We start from the raw sequence: 15,063 nt of genomic DNA on the forward strand, positions 1-15,063 counted from the left end.
AGTTTAACCCAATCGGCCGGGGAAGGTTTGCGCTGGGTCATTGCGTCGCAGGTGCTTGTGGGAGCGGGGTTGCCCACCCCCACAGGGTTTATCGCAATCAGCCCGGCGGCCAATGCATCTGGCGCTGACCCAGCACGTGCATATGAATGTGATAGACGGTCTGCCCACCCAGTGGATTGCAGTTCATCACCACGCGGAAGCCCTCTTCGCAGCCCAGTTCAAGGGCCAGACGCTGGGCGGTGAACAGAATATGTCCAGCCAGTGCCTTGTCGTCCTCGGTCAGGTCGTTAAGCGTGCGCACCGCTTTTTTCGGGATCACCAGAAAATGTACCGGTGCCTGTGGGGCGATGTCGTGGAAGGCCAGTACCTGGTCGTCCTCGTAAATGATCTTGGCCGGGATTTCCCGGTTGATGATCTTGGTGAACAGAGTATCCACAGCTGTTTTCTCCGTTGTTTTGGCTGGCCTGAGTGTAACCATGGGTTATGCCCGAGCCCAGCCTTTTACCTTGAGGGTACGATCAGCGCGGGCAGTAAGCCTTGTTGACCATGCCGGCAATTGTCCGGGTCAGCCAGCGCGAGCCGAGTCGCGGCAGGAAGGCGCGCCAGCGGTTGCGTCGACCCGGAATAATGATGGCGCGATTTTTCTCCAGAGCCCGCACGGTGTAGAGCGCGACTTCCTCGGGGCTCATCAGCATTTTGCTGTCGATCAGTTTGCCAGTGTCCAATTGCGCGGTGCGGAAAAACGCCGTGCGGGTAGGGCCGGGGCAGAGCACCGACACTTTGACCGCACATTTTTTCAGTTCGACGCGCAACCCTTCGGAAAAGTGCAGCACATAAGCTTTGCTGGCGTAGTAAGTACTCATCCACGGGCCGGGATGGAACGCCGCTACCGAGGCGACATTCAAGATTTGCCCGCCGCCTTGTAGCGCCATGCTGTTGCCGATCGCGTGACACAGGCGAGTGAGCGCGAGGATGTTCACTTCGATCAGGTCCTGCTCGGTCATCCAGTCCTGAGCCAGAAAAGGGCCGCAGGTGCCGATGCCGGCGCAGTTGACCAGCAAATCGATCTGTCGATCACCTTCCTCCAGCTCCAGCAGAAAACCGGACAGCCGTAGCGGTTCGCCGAGGTCACAGGCTCGGAACAGCACTTCCACGCCAAAACGTTGAGTCAGTTCAATCGCAATACTTTCCAGCTGATCACGCTGACGGGCCACCAGAATCAGGCTGCGGCCGCGCCGGGCCAGCGCTTCGGCCATCGCCAGGCCGATGCCGCTGGAAGCGCCGGTGATCAGAGCGTAACGGGTCATGCATTTCTCCATCGCAACAGCTCCGCGCCGGCGACGCAGGTGTCACGGGCGGGGAGCGCTGTTCATTCTTTCGCAGAGTCTACAGGGGGCTGGGCTTCTTCGGCTGCATCGTCGGCTGAATTTGGCGCTGGCTCTGCTTCCACGGCGCTTTGATCTTCGATCTCTTCGGTGGTCACGGAGTCACTTTCATAGCTGCTCTGGGTGGCGCTTTCGTATTCGCTCTGAAGGGTAGTAAGGCCACCGGTCAGTCCGCCGATGAACAGGATCGCGATTAACACCAGCCACAATGAAGACAGGACCTTGACCGCGGTGCTGTTGGGCGGTGGTGGCGCACCGTATCGATTGGCGGTGTTATTACCCGGCACAATCACCATCACGAACGGAAAGAGGCTGCCCACGAAAGGCACGAGGGTCAGCAGCCAGAGCCAGCCAGACCAGCCGATATCATGCAGGCGCTGGACACTGAACTGGATGCTGACGAACGCGAGCACCACGAAGAGAATAAAGGCCAGCAAGCCACCGAGAATCAGGCCAGCGGTCGAGTCCGTAGTGATGAGGGCCAAGGCGAAAACGGCAAGCAAAGAGCCTGCGCCAAGGGTCACCAGTGTCAGGGACATCGTCCAGGCCAGATAACGCAAGCGGCCGATCCGACCCGCGAAGCTGAACGGCTTGAGTGTGGAAAACGCGGGCAAGGCTTCGCCAACGGTAGCCTGGGGTGGTGCGTAAGGGGATTCGGGATCTGCCGCAACGGCAGGGGCGTGTTCATGAACGTCGGACAGGTTCAGCTCGATCGAGGGTTCGGATTCAATCCGGGCATCGATACCGGTTTTGGTCAGCGCCTGGAGATAAATCTGCGCATCGACCTGTGACAGGTCGCGTTTGAGCGCAACCGGCTTGCCGCTGAACAGTCGCTCGATGGCAGCCACATCGCTTTTGAACAACCCGGCGAGATTGAGCTTGGCGGTGGTGGCGTCAACACCTGGCAGTAGAGCGCCGTCGAATACGATCTTGAAACGGTTTTCGCTCATTGCGAGGCATCCTTGTCGCGAGAGTGTCAGGGAGTATTGCAGGTGGAGTGTAAGGCGAGCCGGAATGGGCTGGCCAAGCTTTACTTGTCAGCGAGGCCAGCGCTTGGGCAGCACTGCCGCCAGCTCCAATGCTTTGCGGTACTCGGCATCGAGGCGAGCGACCAATTGATCGACACTCGGCAGGTCATCGATCTCGCCGACACCCTGGCCTGCGGACCAGACGGTTTTCCAGGCTTTGGCTTCATCGCTGACGGGCTTAAGTTTGGAGCCGAAGTCCACCTCGCCCTTGCCTTGCAGCGCTTTCATGTCGAAACCTGCAGCCTCAAGGCTCTGACGCATAAAGCTCGCCGGTACTCCCGACACTGCTGGAGTATGGACGATGTCCGCGGCTCTGGCAGTCAGTAGCATCTCTTTATAGGCGTCAGGCGCATGACTTTCGGTGGTACCGATAAATCGCGTGCCGAAGTAGGCCAGATCCGCACCGAGCAATTGTGCCGCGAGAATCTCGTGGCCGTGGTTCAGGCAACCGGCCAGGAGCAGGGTCTTGTCGAAGAATTGGCGGATCTCGGCAATCAGCGAGAACGGACTCCAGGTTCCGGCGTGACCACCGGCACCTGCGGCCACGGCAATCAAACCGTCGACCCCGGCCTCAGCGGCTTTCTCTGCATGGCGACGAGTCGTCACGTCGTGGAACACCAGACCGCCGTAGCTGTGCACGGCGTCGACCAGTTCTTTCACGGCGCCGAGGCTGGTGATCACAATCGGCACTTTGTGCTCGATGCAGATTGCAAGGTCTGCCTGCAGTCGTGGATTGGTGTTGTGGACGATCAGGTTCACCGCATAAGGCGCCGGGTTCTCCAATGTCGCCAATCCTGCTTCGATCTCTTCCAGCCAGGCCTTGAAGCCGCTGCTCTCGCGCTGGTTCAACGCGGGGAAGCTGCCCACCACGCCATTACGGCAGCAGGCGAGCACCAATTGCGGATTGGAAATCAGGAACATCGGCGCCGCCACCACGGGCAGGCGCAAACGTTGTTCGAGCAGAGCGGGCAGCGACATTGGTAGTACCCCGGTGAGTTGTGCGTATTGAAGTTAGAACGGTCGAACCACAACCAGAATTACGATAGCCAGCAATATCAGAACCGGCACTTCATTGAACCAGCGATAAAAGACATGGCTGCGGGTGTTCTCGCCACGGGCAAAGCGTTTTACCTGAGCGCCACACATGTGGTGGTAGCCGATCAGGATCACCACCAGGGTCAACTTGGCGTGAATCCACGCACCTTGACTGAATATGCTTGGGTTGAGGGCGATCAGCGCGATGCCGAAAATCAAGGTGGCGATCATCGCCGGCCCCATGATGCCGCGGTACAGCTTGCGCTCCATGATGCTGAAGCGTTCTTTACTGACGGTGTCTTCGCTTTGGGCGTGATAAACGAACAGGCGCGGCAGGTAGAACAGGCCGGCAAACCAGCAGACCATGCTGACGATGTGAAGCGCTTTGAGCCACAGATAAAGCATTTTTAGTTATTCCCAGGTTCACGGTAGCGAAGATAGTAGGTGGTAGAGCGTCCGCACGTCACCTTGCCGGTTGTCGCAGAACGATACGGGCCCTATTATCGACGGCTTTCCAGTGGGTTCGTTGAGGGCAGGTTTATGGTCAAGGTCGGTATCGTCGGCGGCACGGGTTACACCGGTGTCGAACTGCTGCGTCTGTTGGCGCAACATCCGCAAGCTGAAGTGGTGGTCATCACTTCCCGATCCGAGGCCGGTCTGGCCGTGGCTGATATGTATCCGAACCTGCGCGGTCATTACGATGGCCTGGCGTTCAGCGTTCCGGACATCAAGACGCTGGGCGCTTGCGACGTGGTGTTCTTCGCAACGCCTCACGGTGTTGCTCATGCCCTGGCCGGCGAATTGCTGGCTGCCGGGACCAAAGTCATCGACCTGTCAGCGGACTTCCGTCTGCAAGACGCTGATGAGTGGGCCAAGTGGTACGGTCAGCCACACGGCGCGCCGGAACTGCTGGAAGAGGCGGTTTACGGCTTGCCGGAAGTCAATCGCGAGCAGATCAAGCAGGCTCGTCTGATCGCTGTGCCGGGTTGCTACCCGACCGCTACGCAATTGGGTTTCCTGCCATTGCTTGAAGCAGGTCTTGCCGATACCACCCGCTTGATTGCTGACTGCAAATCCGGTGTCAGTGGTGCCGGTCGTGGCGCATCTGTAGGTTCGCTGTACTCCGAGACGTCGGAAAGCATGAAGGCTTACGCCGTCAAAGGTCACCGTCACTTGCCGGAAATCCGCCAGGGCCTGCGTCGCGCAGCGGGCAAGGACGTCGGTCTGACGTTCGTTCCGCACCTGACGCCAATGATTCGAGGCATCCACTCGACGCTCTACGCGACTGTCGTGGATCGCTCCGTGGATCTGCAGGCGCTGTTTGAAAAGCGTTATGCCAACGAACCGTTCGTCGATGTCATGCCCGCTGGCAGCCATCCGGAAACCCGCAGCGTGCGCGGTGCCAACGTTTGCCGTATTGCGGTGCATCGTCCACAGGATGGTGACCTGGTGGTGGTGTTGTCGGTGATCGACAACCTGGTCAAAGGCGCGTCGGGGCAGGCGGTGCAGAACATGAACATCCTGTTTGGCCTGGATGAGCGTTTGGGTCTGTCCCATGCAGGCATGCTGCCGTAAGGCTTTATCCTGCTCAGCAAAAAGGCCCGTCTGACGGGCCTTTTTGCATTCAGGGCTTACGATTGGGTTGATTGATATACCGTAACAATAGTTGACCGATTTTCTAGGAGAAGCGGATAATGCGCGTCATCACGCATTATGGCGGCGTAACGCCGGGAGATAGTTAGCATGAGCGTCGAATCCTTCACCCCCACGGCTTTGCAATTCACCCACGGTGCCGCGCACAAGGTGAAGAGCCTGGTCGATGAAGAGGGGAATGATCGCTTGAAACTGCGCGTATTCGTTACGGGCGGCGGTTGTTCAGGTTTTCAGTACGGCTTCACCTTCGATGAAGAAGTGGCCGATGACGACACCATTGTCGAGCGCGAAGGGGTGAGTCTGGTCGTTGACCCGATGAGCTTCCAGTACCTGGCAGGTGCCGAGGTGGATTATCAGGAAGGCCTGGAAGGGTCGCGCTTCGTGATCAAGAATCCGAACGCCAGCACCACGTGTGGCTGCGGCTCTTCGTTCTCGATCTGATCGCAATCACCGCATCACCAAGCGCCGCATGGCTTCAGGGCTCTGCGGCGTTTTGCTGTGTGCAGATTAAGCGGGGTAGATGGCGCCGAGTACGCGCAGGCCGCGGGCGCCAGTGACGCTGGGGCGATTGGCAGCGATGCCTTCAAGGCAGCAATGGGCCAGCCAGGCGAAGGCCATGGCTTCGACCCAGTCGGGGTCTACACCGTAAGCCGCGGTGCTGCTGACCTTGGCGTTAGGCAGCAAGCTGGCCAATCGATTCATCAGTGTGATGTTGTGCGCGCCGCCGCCGCAAACCAACAGTTCCTGAGTATCTGTTTGAGCGCCTTGCAGTGACTCGACGATGGTCAGGGCGGTCAGTTCGAGCAGGGTTGCCTGTACATCTTCGGCGGCGAAGGTCGGCAGCTTCGATAGATGCTGTGTCAGCCATGGCAGGTTGAACACTTCGCGGCCGGTGCTCTTGGGGCCTTTGGTCACGAAAAATGGATCACTCAGCAGTTCGTTCAGCAGGGCCGGTTCGACCTTGCCGCTGGCAGCCCATTGGCCATCGCGATCAAAGTTGTCGCCGCGTTGCTGGTGAATCCAGGCATCCAGCAGCACATTGCCCGGGCCGCAGTCGAAACCGGCTACCGGTTTGTCGGGCTCGATCAGGCTGAGGTTGCTGAATCCGCCAACGTTCAATACCGCGCGATTGCCTGCGCGTTCTTCAAACAACGCTTCGTGAAAGGCTGGGACCAGTGGGGCGCCTTGTCCGCCAGCCGCAACATCGCGACTGCGGAAGTCGCTGACCACGGTGATGCCGGTCAACTCGGTCAGAAGGGCAGGGTTGCCGATCTGCACGGTGAAGCCTCGCGCCGGTTCGTGGCGAATGGTCTGGCCGTGGCTGCCAATCGCGCGAATGTCTTCGGGTTTCAGGTTTTGTTGGTCGAGGAGGGTATGGATGCCCTGTGCTGCCAATGTCACCCAGTTTTGCTGAGCGATCGCGGAGCGGGCAATCTCGTCCGGGCCGCTGGCGCACAAGCCAAGCAGCTCGGCGCGCAGGGATTCAGGCATTGGGGTGTAGTGCGTGGCGATCAGGTTGATCGCCGGAGTCAGCTCGATCAGCGCTATGTCCAGGCCGTCGAGGCTGGTCCCGGACATCACACCTATATAGAGAGCCATGGCTTAGCGCTTGCTCGAAGCCAGCTGCGTGGATTTCTCTTGATCCATGCGCGCCATCAGCGGTTGGCTCTGTGCGAGGAAACGTGCGCGCTCGGCTTTGGAGATCGGATCGGCCATCGCCACCTTCTGGCCTAGTGGGTCGACGTGCACGCCATTGACCTGGAACTCGTAATGCAAATGCGGTCCGGTGGAAAGTCCGGTGGTGCCGATGTAGCCGATCACCTGGCCCTGTTTGACGCTACTGCCGGTCTGCACGCCTTTGGCAAAGCCCTGCATGTGGCCGTACAGCGTACGGTAGGTGTTGCCGTGCTGGATGATCACGGTATTGCCGTAGCCGCCACGGCGACCGGCCAACAACACTTTGCCGTCACCGGCTGCTTTGATTGGAGTACCGCGCGGCGCTGCATAGTCGACGCCTTTGTGAGCGCGGATCTTGTTCAGGATCGGGTGTTTGCGGCCCATCGAGAATTTTGAGCTGATACGGGCGAAGTCCACCGGGGTACGGATAAACGCCTTGCGCATGCTGTTGCCGTCAGCAGTGTAGTAGCTGCTGTTGCCTTGTTTATTGGTGTAACGCACAGCGGTGTAGGTCTTGCCGCGGTTGGTGAAGCGAGCGGAAAGGATCGGGCCATTGCCGACAGCCTTGCCATTGACGACTTTCTGTTCGTAGATGACATCGAACTCGTCACCCTGGCGAATATCCTGGGCGAAGTCGACGTCATAGCCAAACACGCTGGCCATGTCCATGGTCAGGCTGTGGGACAAGCCGGCGCGTGCAGCGGACTGTGACAGGGAGCTGTTGATCACGCCATGAACGTAGGCGGAGCGCACGGTCGGCTTGGCGGTAATGCGGTTGAATGCATAACCCTTGTCATTCTTGGTCAGGGTGATGCTTTCGACGTCGCTGACCTTGCTGTGCAGGTTGGTCAGCTGGCCATTGGGGCCTAGTTCGAATTCGAGTTTCTGGCCATGTTTGAGCTGACTGAACTGCTTGGCTTGTTTGTCACTGGCCAGCACTTCATGCACCAAAGCTGCTGGAAGGCCGACTTTTGCAAACAGTGTGGAGAGCGTATCGCCTTTAGAAACGATCACTTCCCTGTGGTTTGGAGACTTTTTTTCTTCGATCACAGGCGCCGGCGCGGGCGCGGCCTGAGCGGTTTCCTGGGGTTCTTCGGCGCTGTTTTCGATCTGCGCGAAAGGGGAAGCTGCTGGCTCATTTGTGGCCTGGACGGCCTCGGCAGCGTCTTGATCTTGTGTCAGTTGTTCAGCAGGGCTTTCCAGTTCAAGACTCAGGGTCGTCTTTTTGGCTTCAACATCACTGGAAGGAAATACCAGAAGCGCCAGGCTCAGAAGGGCGGCGATGCCACTTGCTGCGAGCAGGTGAGTCTTCGGGTAAAGCGGCGGCGCTTTAGACGATTCTTTGGTCATAGGTAATTTTTGACTTTGAAAAAGATGAATTGGAAAAGATGAATGACATGATGAAGATGAAATAACTGTATAAAATATAACCAAATCATCTCTGAAGCAAGTCCGCGAACGCTGTGTCCGTGGATTGGCGTCCGTGCGCCGGGCAGAACTTGTATTTGACGCGCGATCTTGTATGGTTGGTTCCCTTTGAATTCGAGCCTTGCGGGTCTGTTATGAAGTCGGTTGAAGAGCAGCTAGCGCTGATTAAACGTGGTGCGGAAGAACTGTTGGTCGAGTCCGAGCTGATCGAAAAGCTCAAGCGTGGCCAGCCGCTACGTATTAAGGCAGGCTTCGATCCGACCGCGCCGGATTTGCACCTGGGTCATACCGTGCTTATTAACAAGCTGCGCCAGTTCCAGGAGCTGGGGCATCAGGTGATCTTCCTTATAGGTGACTTCACCGGGATGATCGGCGATCCGAGCGGTAAGAGTGCGACGCGTCCTCCTCTTACCCGCGAGCAGGTTCTCGAGAATGCCGAGACCTACAAGACCCAGGTTTTCAAGATTCTTGATCCGGCGAAAACCGAAGTTGCGTTCAACTCCACCTGGATGGATCAGATGGGGCCGGCCGATTTCATTCGCCTGACTTCTCAGTACACCGTGGCTCGTATGCTTGAGCGCGACGACTTCTATAAGCGCTACACCACCAATCAGCCGATCGCCATTCATGAGTTTCTCTATCCGCTGGTTCAGGGGTACGACTCGGTAGCCTTGCGCGCGGATGTCGAGCTGGGTGGTACTGATCAGAAGTTCAACCTGTTGATGGGGCGTGAACTGCAGCGTGGGTATGGTCAAGAGGCTCAGTGCATTCTGACCATGCCGCTGCTCGAAGGTCTGGATGGCGTGAAGAAGATGTCCAAATCTTTGGGCAACTACGTGGGTATTCAGGAAGCGCCGGGTGTGATGTACGGCAAACTGGTTTCCATTCCGGATGCGCTGATGTGGCGCTACTTCGAGTTGCTCAGTTTCCGTTCCATGGATGAGATCAATGCATTCCGTGCTGATGTCGAGGCGGGGGCCAATCCGCGTGATATCAAGATCAAGCTGGCTGAAGAGATCGTTGCGCGCTTCCATGGTGAAGAGGCTGCGGCCAATGCTCACCGTGCAGCGGGTAACCGTATGAAGGATGGCGAACTGCCGGACGATCTGCCGGAGATCGAATTGACTGCTACTGAAGACATGCCGATCGCTGCTGTCCTTAATAAGGCGGGCCTGGTCAAGAATTCGGCTGTTGCGCGAGACCTTCTGGGGTCTGGTGGTGTGCGTATAGATGGTGAGGTTGTCGATCGCACCTTTATATACGTACTGGGCGCGACCCATGTGTGCCAGGCAGGGAAGAAGGCATTTGCGCGTATTACGCTCAAATCCGAATAAAGCTCAAATTAGGGGTTGACGGTAGATTCTGGAAGTCTATAATTTGCCCCACTTCCGGCGCAGTCGAAACGGAAAACTCCTTGGCAAACAACGAGTTACGCAGTTTTCGGCAGCGAGTGGCTTCAGCTCATCGAAGCCCAGAAGGAGTTGAAAGAGCAGGGTGGTTTGGCTCTTTTAACGAATCGATCTTCTCGGTCGAAAGCGGAACAAAAGAGGTGTTGACAGCAGCGAGTAACGCTGTAGAATTCGCCTCCCGCTAACGAGAGATCGAAGGCGCAAGTGGTTGAAGTTGCAAAGGAAACTTTGAAAACTTCGGAAAATAACCGCTTGACAGCAACAGAGGCTGCTGTAGAATGCGCGCCTCGGTTGAGACGAAAGCTCTTAACCAACCGCTCTTTAACAACTGAATCAAGCAATTCGTGTGGGTGCTTGTGGAGTCAGACTGATAGTCAACAAGATTATCAGCATCACAAGTTACTCCGCGAGAAATCAAAGATGTAACCAACGATTGCTGAGCCAAGTTTAGGGTTTCTTAAAAACCCAAAGATGTTTGAACTGAAGAGTTTGATCATGGCTCAGATTGAACGCTGGCGGCAGGCCTAACACATGCAAGTCGAGCGGCAGCACGGGTACTTGTACCTGGTGGCGAGCGGCGGACGGGTGAGTAATGCCTAGGAATCTGCCTGGTAGTGGGGGATAACGCTCGGAAACGGACGCTAATACCGCATACGTCCTACGGGAGAAAGCAGGGGACCTTCGGGCCTTGCGCTATCAGATGAGCCTAGGTCGGATTAGCTAGTTGGTGAGGTAATGGCTCACCAAGGCGACGATCCGTAACTGGTCTGAGAGGATGATCAGTCACACTGGAACTGAGACACGGTCCAGACTCCTACGGGAGGCAGCAGTGGGGAATATTGGACAATGGGCGAAAGCCTGATCCAGCCATGCCGCGTGTGTGAAGAAGGTCTTCGGATTGTAAAGCACTTTAAGTTGGGAGGAAGGGCATTAACCTAATACGTTAGTGTTTTGACGTTACCGACAGAATAAGCACCGGCTAACTCTGTGCCAGCAGCCGCGGTAATACAGAGGGTGCAAGCGTTAATCGGAATTACTGGGCGTAAAGCGCGCGTAGGTGGTTTGTTAAGTTGGATGTGAAATCCCCGGGCTCAACCTGGGAACTGCATTCAAAACTGACAAGCTAGAGTATGGTAGAGGGTGGTGGAATTTCCTGTGTAGCGGTGAAATGCGTAGATATAGGAAGGAACACCAGTGGCGAAGGCGACCACCTGGACTGATACTGACACTGAGGTGCGAAAGCGTGGGGAGCAAACAGGATTAGATACCCTGGTAGTCCACGCCGTAAACGATGTCAACTAGCCGTTGGGAGCCTTGAGCTCTTAGTGGCGCAGCTAACGCATTAAGTTGACCGCCTGGGGAGTACGGCCGCAAGGTTAAAACTCAAATGAATTGACGGGGGCCCGCACAAGCGGTGGAGCATGTGGTTTAATTCGAAGCAACGCGAAGAACCTTACCAGGCCTTGACATCCAATGAACTTTCCAGAGATGGATTGGTGCCTTCGGGAACATTGAGACAGGTGCTGCATGGCTGTCGTCAGCTCGTGTCGTGAGATGTTGGGTTAAGTCCCGTAACGAGCGCAACCCTTGTCCTTAGTTACCAGCACGTTAAGGTGGGCACTCTAAAGAGACTGCCGGTGACAAACCGGAGGAAGGTGGGGATGACGTCAAGTCATCATGGCCCTTACGGCCTGGGCTACACACGTGCTACAATGGTCGGTACAGAGGGTTGCCAAGCCGCGAGGTGGAGCTAATCCCAGAAAACCGATCGTAGTCCGGATCGCAGTCTGCAACTCGACTGCGTGAAGTCGGAATCGCTAGTAATCGCGAATCAGAATGTCGCGGTGAATACGTTCCCGGGCCTTGTACACACCGCCCGTCACACCATGGGAGTGGGTTGCACCAGAAGTAGCTAGTCTAACCTTCGGGAGGACGGTTACCACGGTGTGATTCATGACTGGGGTGAAGTCGTAACAAGGTAGCCGTAGGGGAACCTGCGGCTGGATCACCTCCTTAATCGACGACATCAGCTGCTCCATAAGCTCCCACACGAATTGCTTGATTCATTGAAGAAGACGATAGAAGCAGCTTTAAGCTCCAAGCTGATAGCTCACGCTAACAGTTACGCGCTCGAAATTGGGTCTGTAGCTCAGTTGGTTAGAGCGCACCCCTGATAAGGGTGAGGTCGGCAGTTCGAATCTGCCCAGACCCACCAATTTTGTATGGGGCCATAGCTCAGCTGGGAGAGCGCCTGCCTTGCACGCAGGAGGTCAACGGTTCGATCCCGTTTGGCTCCACCATTAACTGCTTCTGCTGTTAGAGTTTAGAAATGAATATTCTCAAGCGAATATTGATTTCTAGTCTTTGATTAGATCGTTCTTTAAAAATTTGGGTATGTGATAGAAAGATAGACTGAACGTTACTTTCACTGGTAACGGCTCAGGCTAAGGTAAAATTTGTGAGTTGCTCTTAATTGAGTATTATCGAATTTTCGGCGAATGTCGTCTTCACAGTATAACCAGATTGCTTGGGGTTATATGGTCAAGTGAAGAAGCGCATACGGTGGATGCCTTGGCAGTCAGAGGCGATGAAAGACGTGGTAGCCTGCGAAAAGCTTCGGGGAGTCGGCAAACAGACTTTGATCCGGAGATGTCTGAATGGGGGAACCCAGCCATCATAAGATGGTTATCTTAAGCTGAATACATAGGCTTAAGAGGCGAACCAGGGGAACTGAAACATCTAAGTACCCTGAGGAAAAGAAATCAACCGAGATTCCCTTAGTAGTGGCGAGCGAACGGGGACTAGCCCTTAAGTGGCTTTGAGATTAGCGGAACGTTCTGGAAAGTACGGCCATAGTGGGTGATAGCCCTGTACGCGAAAATCTCTTAGTCATGAAATCGAGTAGGACGGAGCACGAGAAACTTTGTCTGAATATGGGGGGACCATCCTCCAAGGCTAAATACTACTGACTGACCGATAGTGAACTAGTACCGTGAGGGAAAGGCGAAAAGAACCCCGGAGAGGGGAGTGAAATAGATCCTGAAACCGTATGCGTACAAGCAGTGGGAGCCCACTTTGTTGGGTGACTGCGTACCTTTTGTATAATGGGTCAGCGACTTATTTTCAGTGGCGAGCTTAACCGAATAGGGGAGGCGTAGCGAAAGCGAGTCTTAATAGGGCGTCTAGTCGCTGGGAATAGACCCGAAACCGGGCGATCTATCCATGGGCAGGTTGAAGGTTGGGTAACACTAACTGGAGGACCGAACCGACTACCGTTGAAAAGTTAGCGGATGACCTGTGGATCGGAGTGAAAGGCTAATCAAGCTCGGAGATAGCTGGTTCTCCTCGAAAGCTATTTAGGTAGCGCCTCATGTATCACTGTAGGGGGTAGAGCACTGTTTCGGCTAGGGGGTCATCCCGACTTACCAAACCGATGCAAACTCCGAATACCTACAAGTGCCGAGCATGGGAGACACACGGCGGGTGCTAACGTCCGTCGTGAAAAGGGAAACAACCCAGACCGTCAGCTAAGGTCCCAAAGTTATGGTTAAGTGGGAAACGATGTGGGAAGGCTTAGACAGCTAGGAGGTTGGCTTAGAAGCAGCCACCCTTTAAAGAAAGCGTAATAGCTCACTAGTCGAGTCGGCCTGCGCGGAAGATGTAACGGGGCTCAAACCATACACCGAAGCTACGGGTATCACTTAGGTGATGCGGTAGAGGAGCGTTCTGTAAGCCTGTGAAGGTGAGTTGAGAAGCTTGCTGGAGGTATCAGAAGTGCGAATGCTGACATGAGTAACGACAATGGGTGTGAAAAACACCCACGCCGAAAGACCAAGGTTTCCTGCGCAACGTTAATCGACGCAGGGTTAGTCGGTTCCTAAGGCGAGGCTGAAAAGCGTAGTCGATGGAAAACAGGTTAATATTCCTGTACTTCTGGTTATTGCGATGGAGGGACGGAGAAGGCTAGGCCAGCTTGGCGTTGGTTGTCCAAGTTTAAGGTGGTAGGCTGGAATCTTAGGTAAATCCGGGATTCTAAGGCCGAGAGCTGATGACGAGTTGCCCTTTGGGTGACGAAGTGGTTGATGCCATGCTTCCAAGAAAAGCTTCTAAGCTTCAGGTAACCAGGAACCGTACCCCAAACCGACACAGGTGGTTGGGTAGAGAATACCAAGGCGCTTGAGAGAACTCGGGTGAAGGAACTAGGCAAAATGGCACCGTAACTTCGGGAGAAGGTGCGCCGGTGAGGGTGAAGCATTTACTGCGTAAGCCCATGCCGGTCGAAGATACCAGGCCGCTGCGACTGTTTATTAAAAACACAGCACTCTGCAAACACGAAAGTGGACGTATAGGGTGTGACGCCTGCCCGGTGCCGGAAGGTTAATTGATGGGGTTAGCTAACGCGAAGCTCTTGATCGAAGCCCCGGTAAACGGCGGCCGTAACTATAACGGTCCTAAGGTAGCGAAATTCCTTGTCGGGTAAGTTCCGACCTGCACGAATGGCGTAACGATGGCGGCGCTGTCTCCACCCGAGACTCAGTGAAATTGAAATCGCTGTGAAGATGCAGTGTATCCGCGGCTAGACGGAAAGACCCCGTGAACCTTTACTATAGCTTTGCACTGGACTTTGAATTTGCTTGTGTAGGATAGGTGGGAGGCTTTGAAGCGTGGACGCCAGTTCGCGTGGAGCCAACCTTGAAATACCACCCTGGCAACTTTGAGGTTCTAACTCAGGTCCGTTATCCGGATCGAGGACAGTGTATGGTGGGTAGTTTGACTGGGGCGGTCTCCTCCTAAAGAGTAACGGAGGAGTACGAAGGTGCGCTCAGACCGGTCGGAAATCGGTCGTAGAGTATAAAGGCAAAAGCGCGCTTGACTGCGAGACAGACACGTCGAGCAGGTACGAAAGTAGGTCTTAGTGATCCGGTGGTTCTGTATGGAAGGGCCATCGCTCAACGGATAAAAGGTACTCCGGGGATAACAGGCTGATACCGCCCAAGAGTTCATATCGACGGCGGTGTTTGGCACCTCGATGTCGGCTCATCACATCCTGGGGCTGAAGCCGGTCCCAAGGGTATGGCTGTTCGCCATTTAAAGTGGTACGCGAGCTGGGTTTAGAACGTCGTGAGACAGTTCGGTCCCTATCTGCCGTGGACGTTTGAGATTTGAGAGGGGCTGCTCCTAGTACGAGAGGACCGGAGTGGACGAACCTCTGGTGTTCCGGTTGTCACGCCAGTGGCATTGCCGGGTAGCTATGTTCGGAATAGATAACCGCTGAAAGCATCTAAGCGGGAAACTAGCCTCAAGATGAGATCTCACTGGGACCTTGAGTCCCCTGAAGGGCCGTCGAAGACTACGACGTTGATAGGTTGGGTGTGTAAGCGCTGTGAGGCGTTGAGCTAACCAATACTAATTGCCCGTGAGGCTTGACCATATAACACCCAAGCAATT

At 55.6% G+C, this 15,063-nt stretch carries 10 protein-coding genes, 2 tRNA genes and 2 rRNA genes; 7 read left to right on the forward strand and 7 right to left on the reverse strand.

Going from position 1 to position 15,063, the window contains the following annotated elements; translation table 11 throughout:
• Positions 1–97 precede the first annotated feature (97 nt).
• From ABH912_RS23440 to hemJ, 5 genes are all read right to left on the reverse strand, one after another.
• Complete coding sequence (locus ABH912_RS23440; protein ID WP_008147240.1) at positions 98–436, reverse strand: histidine triad nucleotide-binding protein; 339 nt, start codon at positions 434–436, stop codon at positions 98–100.
• 82 nt (positions 437–518) lie between these two features.
• Entirely contained in the window at positions 519–1,307 is a 789-nt protein-coding gene (locus tag ABH912_RS23445) for an SDR family NAD(P)-dependent oxidoreductase (RefSeq protein ID WP_033056193.1), read from the reverse strand.
• 62 nt (positions 1,308–1,369) lie between these two features.
• Positions 1,370–2,335 (reverse strand): DUF805 domain-containing protein, encoded by a 966-nt coding sequence (locus ABH912_RS23450; RefSeq protein ID WP_429511776.1) that lies wholly within the window; start codon positions 2,333–2,335, stop codon positions 1,370–1,372.
• 87 nt (positions 2,336–2,422) lie between these two features.
• Entirely contained in the window at positions 2,423–3,391 is a 969-nt protein-coding gene (locus tag ABH912_RS23455; protein ID WP_429511777.1) for an NAD(P)H-dependent flavin oxidoreductase, read from the reverse strand.
• 33 nt (positions 3,392–3,424) lie between these two features.
• Positions 3,425–3,853, reverse strand: coding sequence for a protoporphyrinogen oxidase HemJ (gene hemJ, locus ABH912_RS23460; RefSeq protein WP_008147249.1), 429 nt, complete (start codon positions 3,851–3,853; stop codon positions 3,425–3,427).
• A 135-nt stretch (positions 3,854–3,988) separates the two neighbouring features.
• Here hemJ and argC point away from each other — a divergent pair, with 135 nt between their 5' ends.
• Positions 3,989–5,023, forward strand: a complete 1,035-nt coding sequence (gene argC, locus ABH912_RS23465; RefSeq protein WP_008147251.1) for an N-acetyl-gamma-glutamyl-phosphate reductase — start codon at positions 3,989–3,991, stop codon at positions 5,021–5,023.
• 168 nt (positions 5,024–5,191) lie between these two features.
• The gene (gene erpA / locus ABH912_RS23470; protein ID WP_007947969.1) at positions 5,192–5,542 is read left to right on the forward strand and encodes an iron-sulfur cluster insertion protein ErpA; all 351 of its coding nucleotides are present in this window, start codon (positions 5,192–5,194) and stop codon (positions 5,540–5,542) included.
• 66 nt (positions 5,543–5,608) lie between these two features.
• On the opposite strand, the gene ABH912_RS23475 is transcribed toward erpA, so the two are convergent.
• Positions 5,609–6,700, reverse strand: coding sequence for an anhydro-N-acetylmuramic acid kinase (locus tag ABH912_RS23475; RefSeq protein ID WP_033056190.1), 1,092 nt, complete (start codon positions 6,698–6,700; stop codon positions 5,609–5,611).
• A gap of 3 nt (positions 6,701–6,703) precedes the next feature.
• On the reverse strand, positions 6,704–8,128 hold the full coding sequence (locus ABH912_RS23480) for a peptidoglycan DD-metalloendopeptidase family protein (RefSeq protein ID WP_033056188.1): 1,425 nt from the start codon (positions 8,126–8,128) through the stop codon (positions 6,704–6,706).
• A gap of 212 nt (positions 8,129–8,340) precedes the next feature.
• Here ABH912_RS23480 and tyrS point away from each other — a divergent pair, with 212 nt between their 5' ends.
• The 5 genes from tyrS to ABH912_RS23505 all read left to right on the forward strand — a co-directional run bounded on the left by tyrS (position 8,341) and on the right by ABH912_RS23505 (position 15,046).
• A complete protein-coding gene (tyrS, locus tag ABH912_RS23485) occupies positions 8,341–9,540 on the forward strand; it encodes a tyrosine--tRNA ligase (RefSeq protein WP_033056187.1) in 1,200 nt (399 codons plus the stop codon).
• Positions 9,541–10,092: 552 nt separating this feature from the next.
• Positions 10,093–11,631, forward strand: a 16S ribosomal RNA gene (locus tag ABH912_RS23490).
• 122 nt (positions 11,632–11,753) lie between these two features.
• Positions 11,754–11,830, forward strand: a tRNA-Ile gene (locus ABH912_RS23495).
• A gap of 9 nt (positions 11,831–11,839) precedes the next feature.
• Positions 11,840–11,915, forward strand: a tRNA-Ala gene (locus ABH912_RS23500).
• Between the two features lie 239 nt (positions 11,916–12,154).
• Positions 12,155–15,046 (forward strand): 23S ribosomal RNA (locus ABH912_RS23505).
• Together the 16S and 23S rRNA genes with 2 tRNA genes alongside form the textbook arrangement of a ribosomal RNA operon.
• Positions 15,047–15,063: the final 17 nt, after the last annotated feature.

Source organism: Pseudomonas sp. BT76 TE3572 (assembly GCF_050435365.1).
GTDB lineage: Bacteria > Pseudomonadota > Gammaproteobacteria > Pseudomonadales > Pseudomonadaceae > Aquipseudomonas > Aquipseudomonas fluorescens_W.

Bases quoted from the DNA above. Each gene is read 5' to 3' on its own strand.
- hemJ (WP_008147249.1), bottom strand. From the start codon at position 3,853: ATGCTTTATCTGTGGCTCAAAGCGCTTCACATCGTCAGCATGGTCTGC.
- ABH912_RS23475 (WP_033056190.1), bottom strand. From the start codon at position 6,700: ATGGCTCTCTATATAGGTGTGATGTCCGGGACCAGCCTCGACGGCCTG.
- tyrS (WP_033056187.1), top strand. From the start codon at position 8,341: ATGAAGTCGGTTGAAGAGCAGCTAGCGCTGATTAAACGTGGTGCGGAA.
- argC (WP_008147251.1), top strand. From the start codon at position 3,989: ATGGTCAAGGTCGGTATCGTCGGCGGCACGGGTTACACCGGTGTCGAA.
- erpA (WP_007947969.1), top strand. From the start codon at position 5,192: ATGAGCGTCGAATCCTTCACCCCCACGGCTTTGCAATTCACCCACGGT.
- ABH912_RS23445 (WP_033056193.1), bottom strand. From the start codon at position 1,307: ATGACCCGTTACGCTCTGATCACCGGCGCTTCCAGCGGCATCGGCCTG.
- ABH912_RS23480 (WP_033056188.1), bottom strand. From the start codon at position 8,128: ATGACCAAAGAATCGTCTAAAGCGCCGCCGCTTTACCCGAAGACTCAC.
- ABH912_RS23450 (WP_429511776.1), bottom strand. From the start codon at position 2,335: ATGAGCGAAAACCGTTTCAAGATCGTATTCGACGGCGCTCTACTGCCA.
- ABH912_RS23455 (WP_429511777.1), bottom strand. From the start codon at position 3,391: ATGTCGCTGCCCGCTCTGCTCGAACAACGTTTGCGCCTGCCCGTGGTG.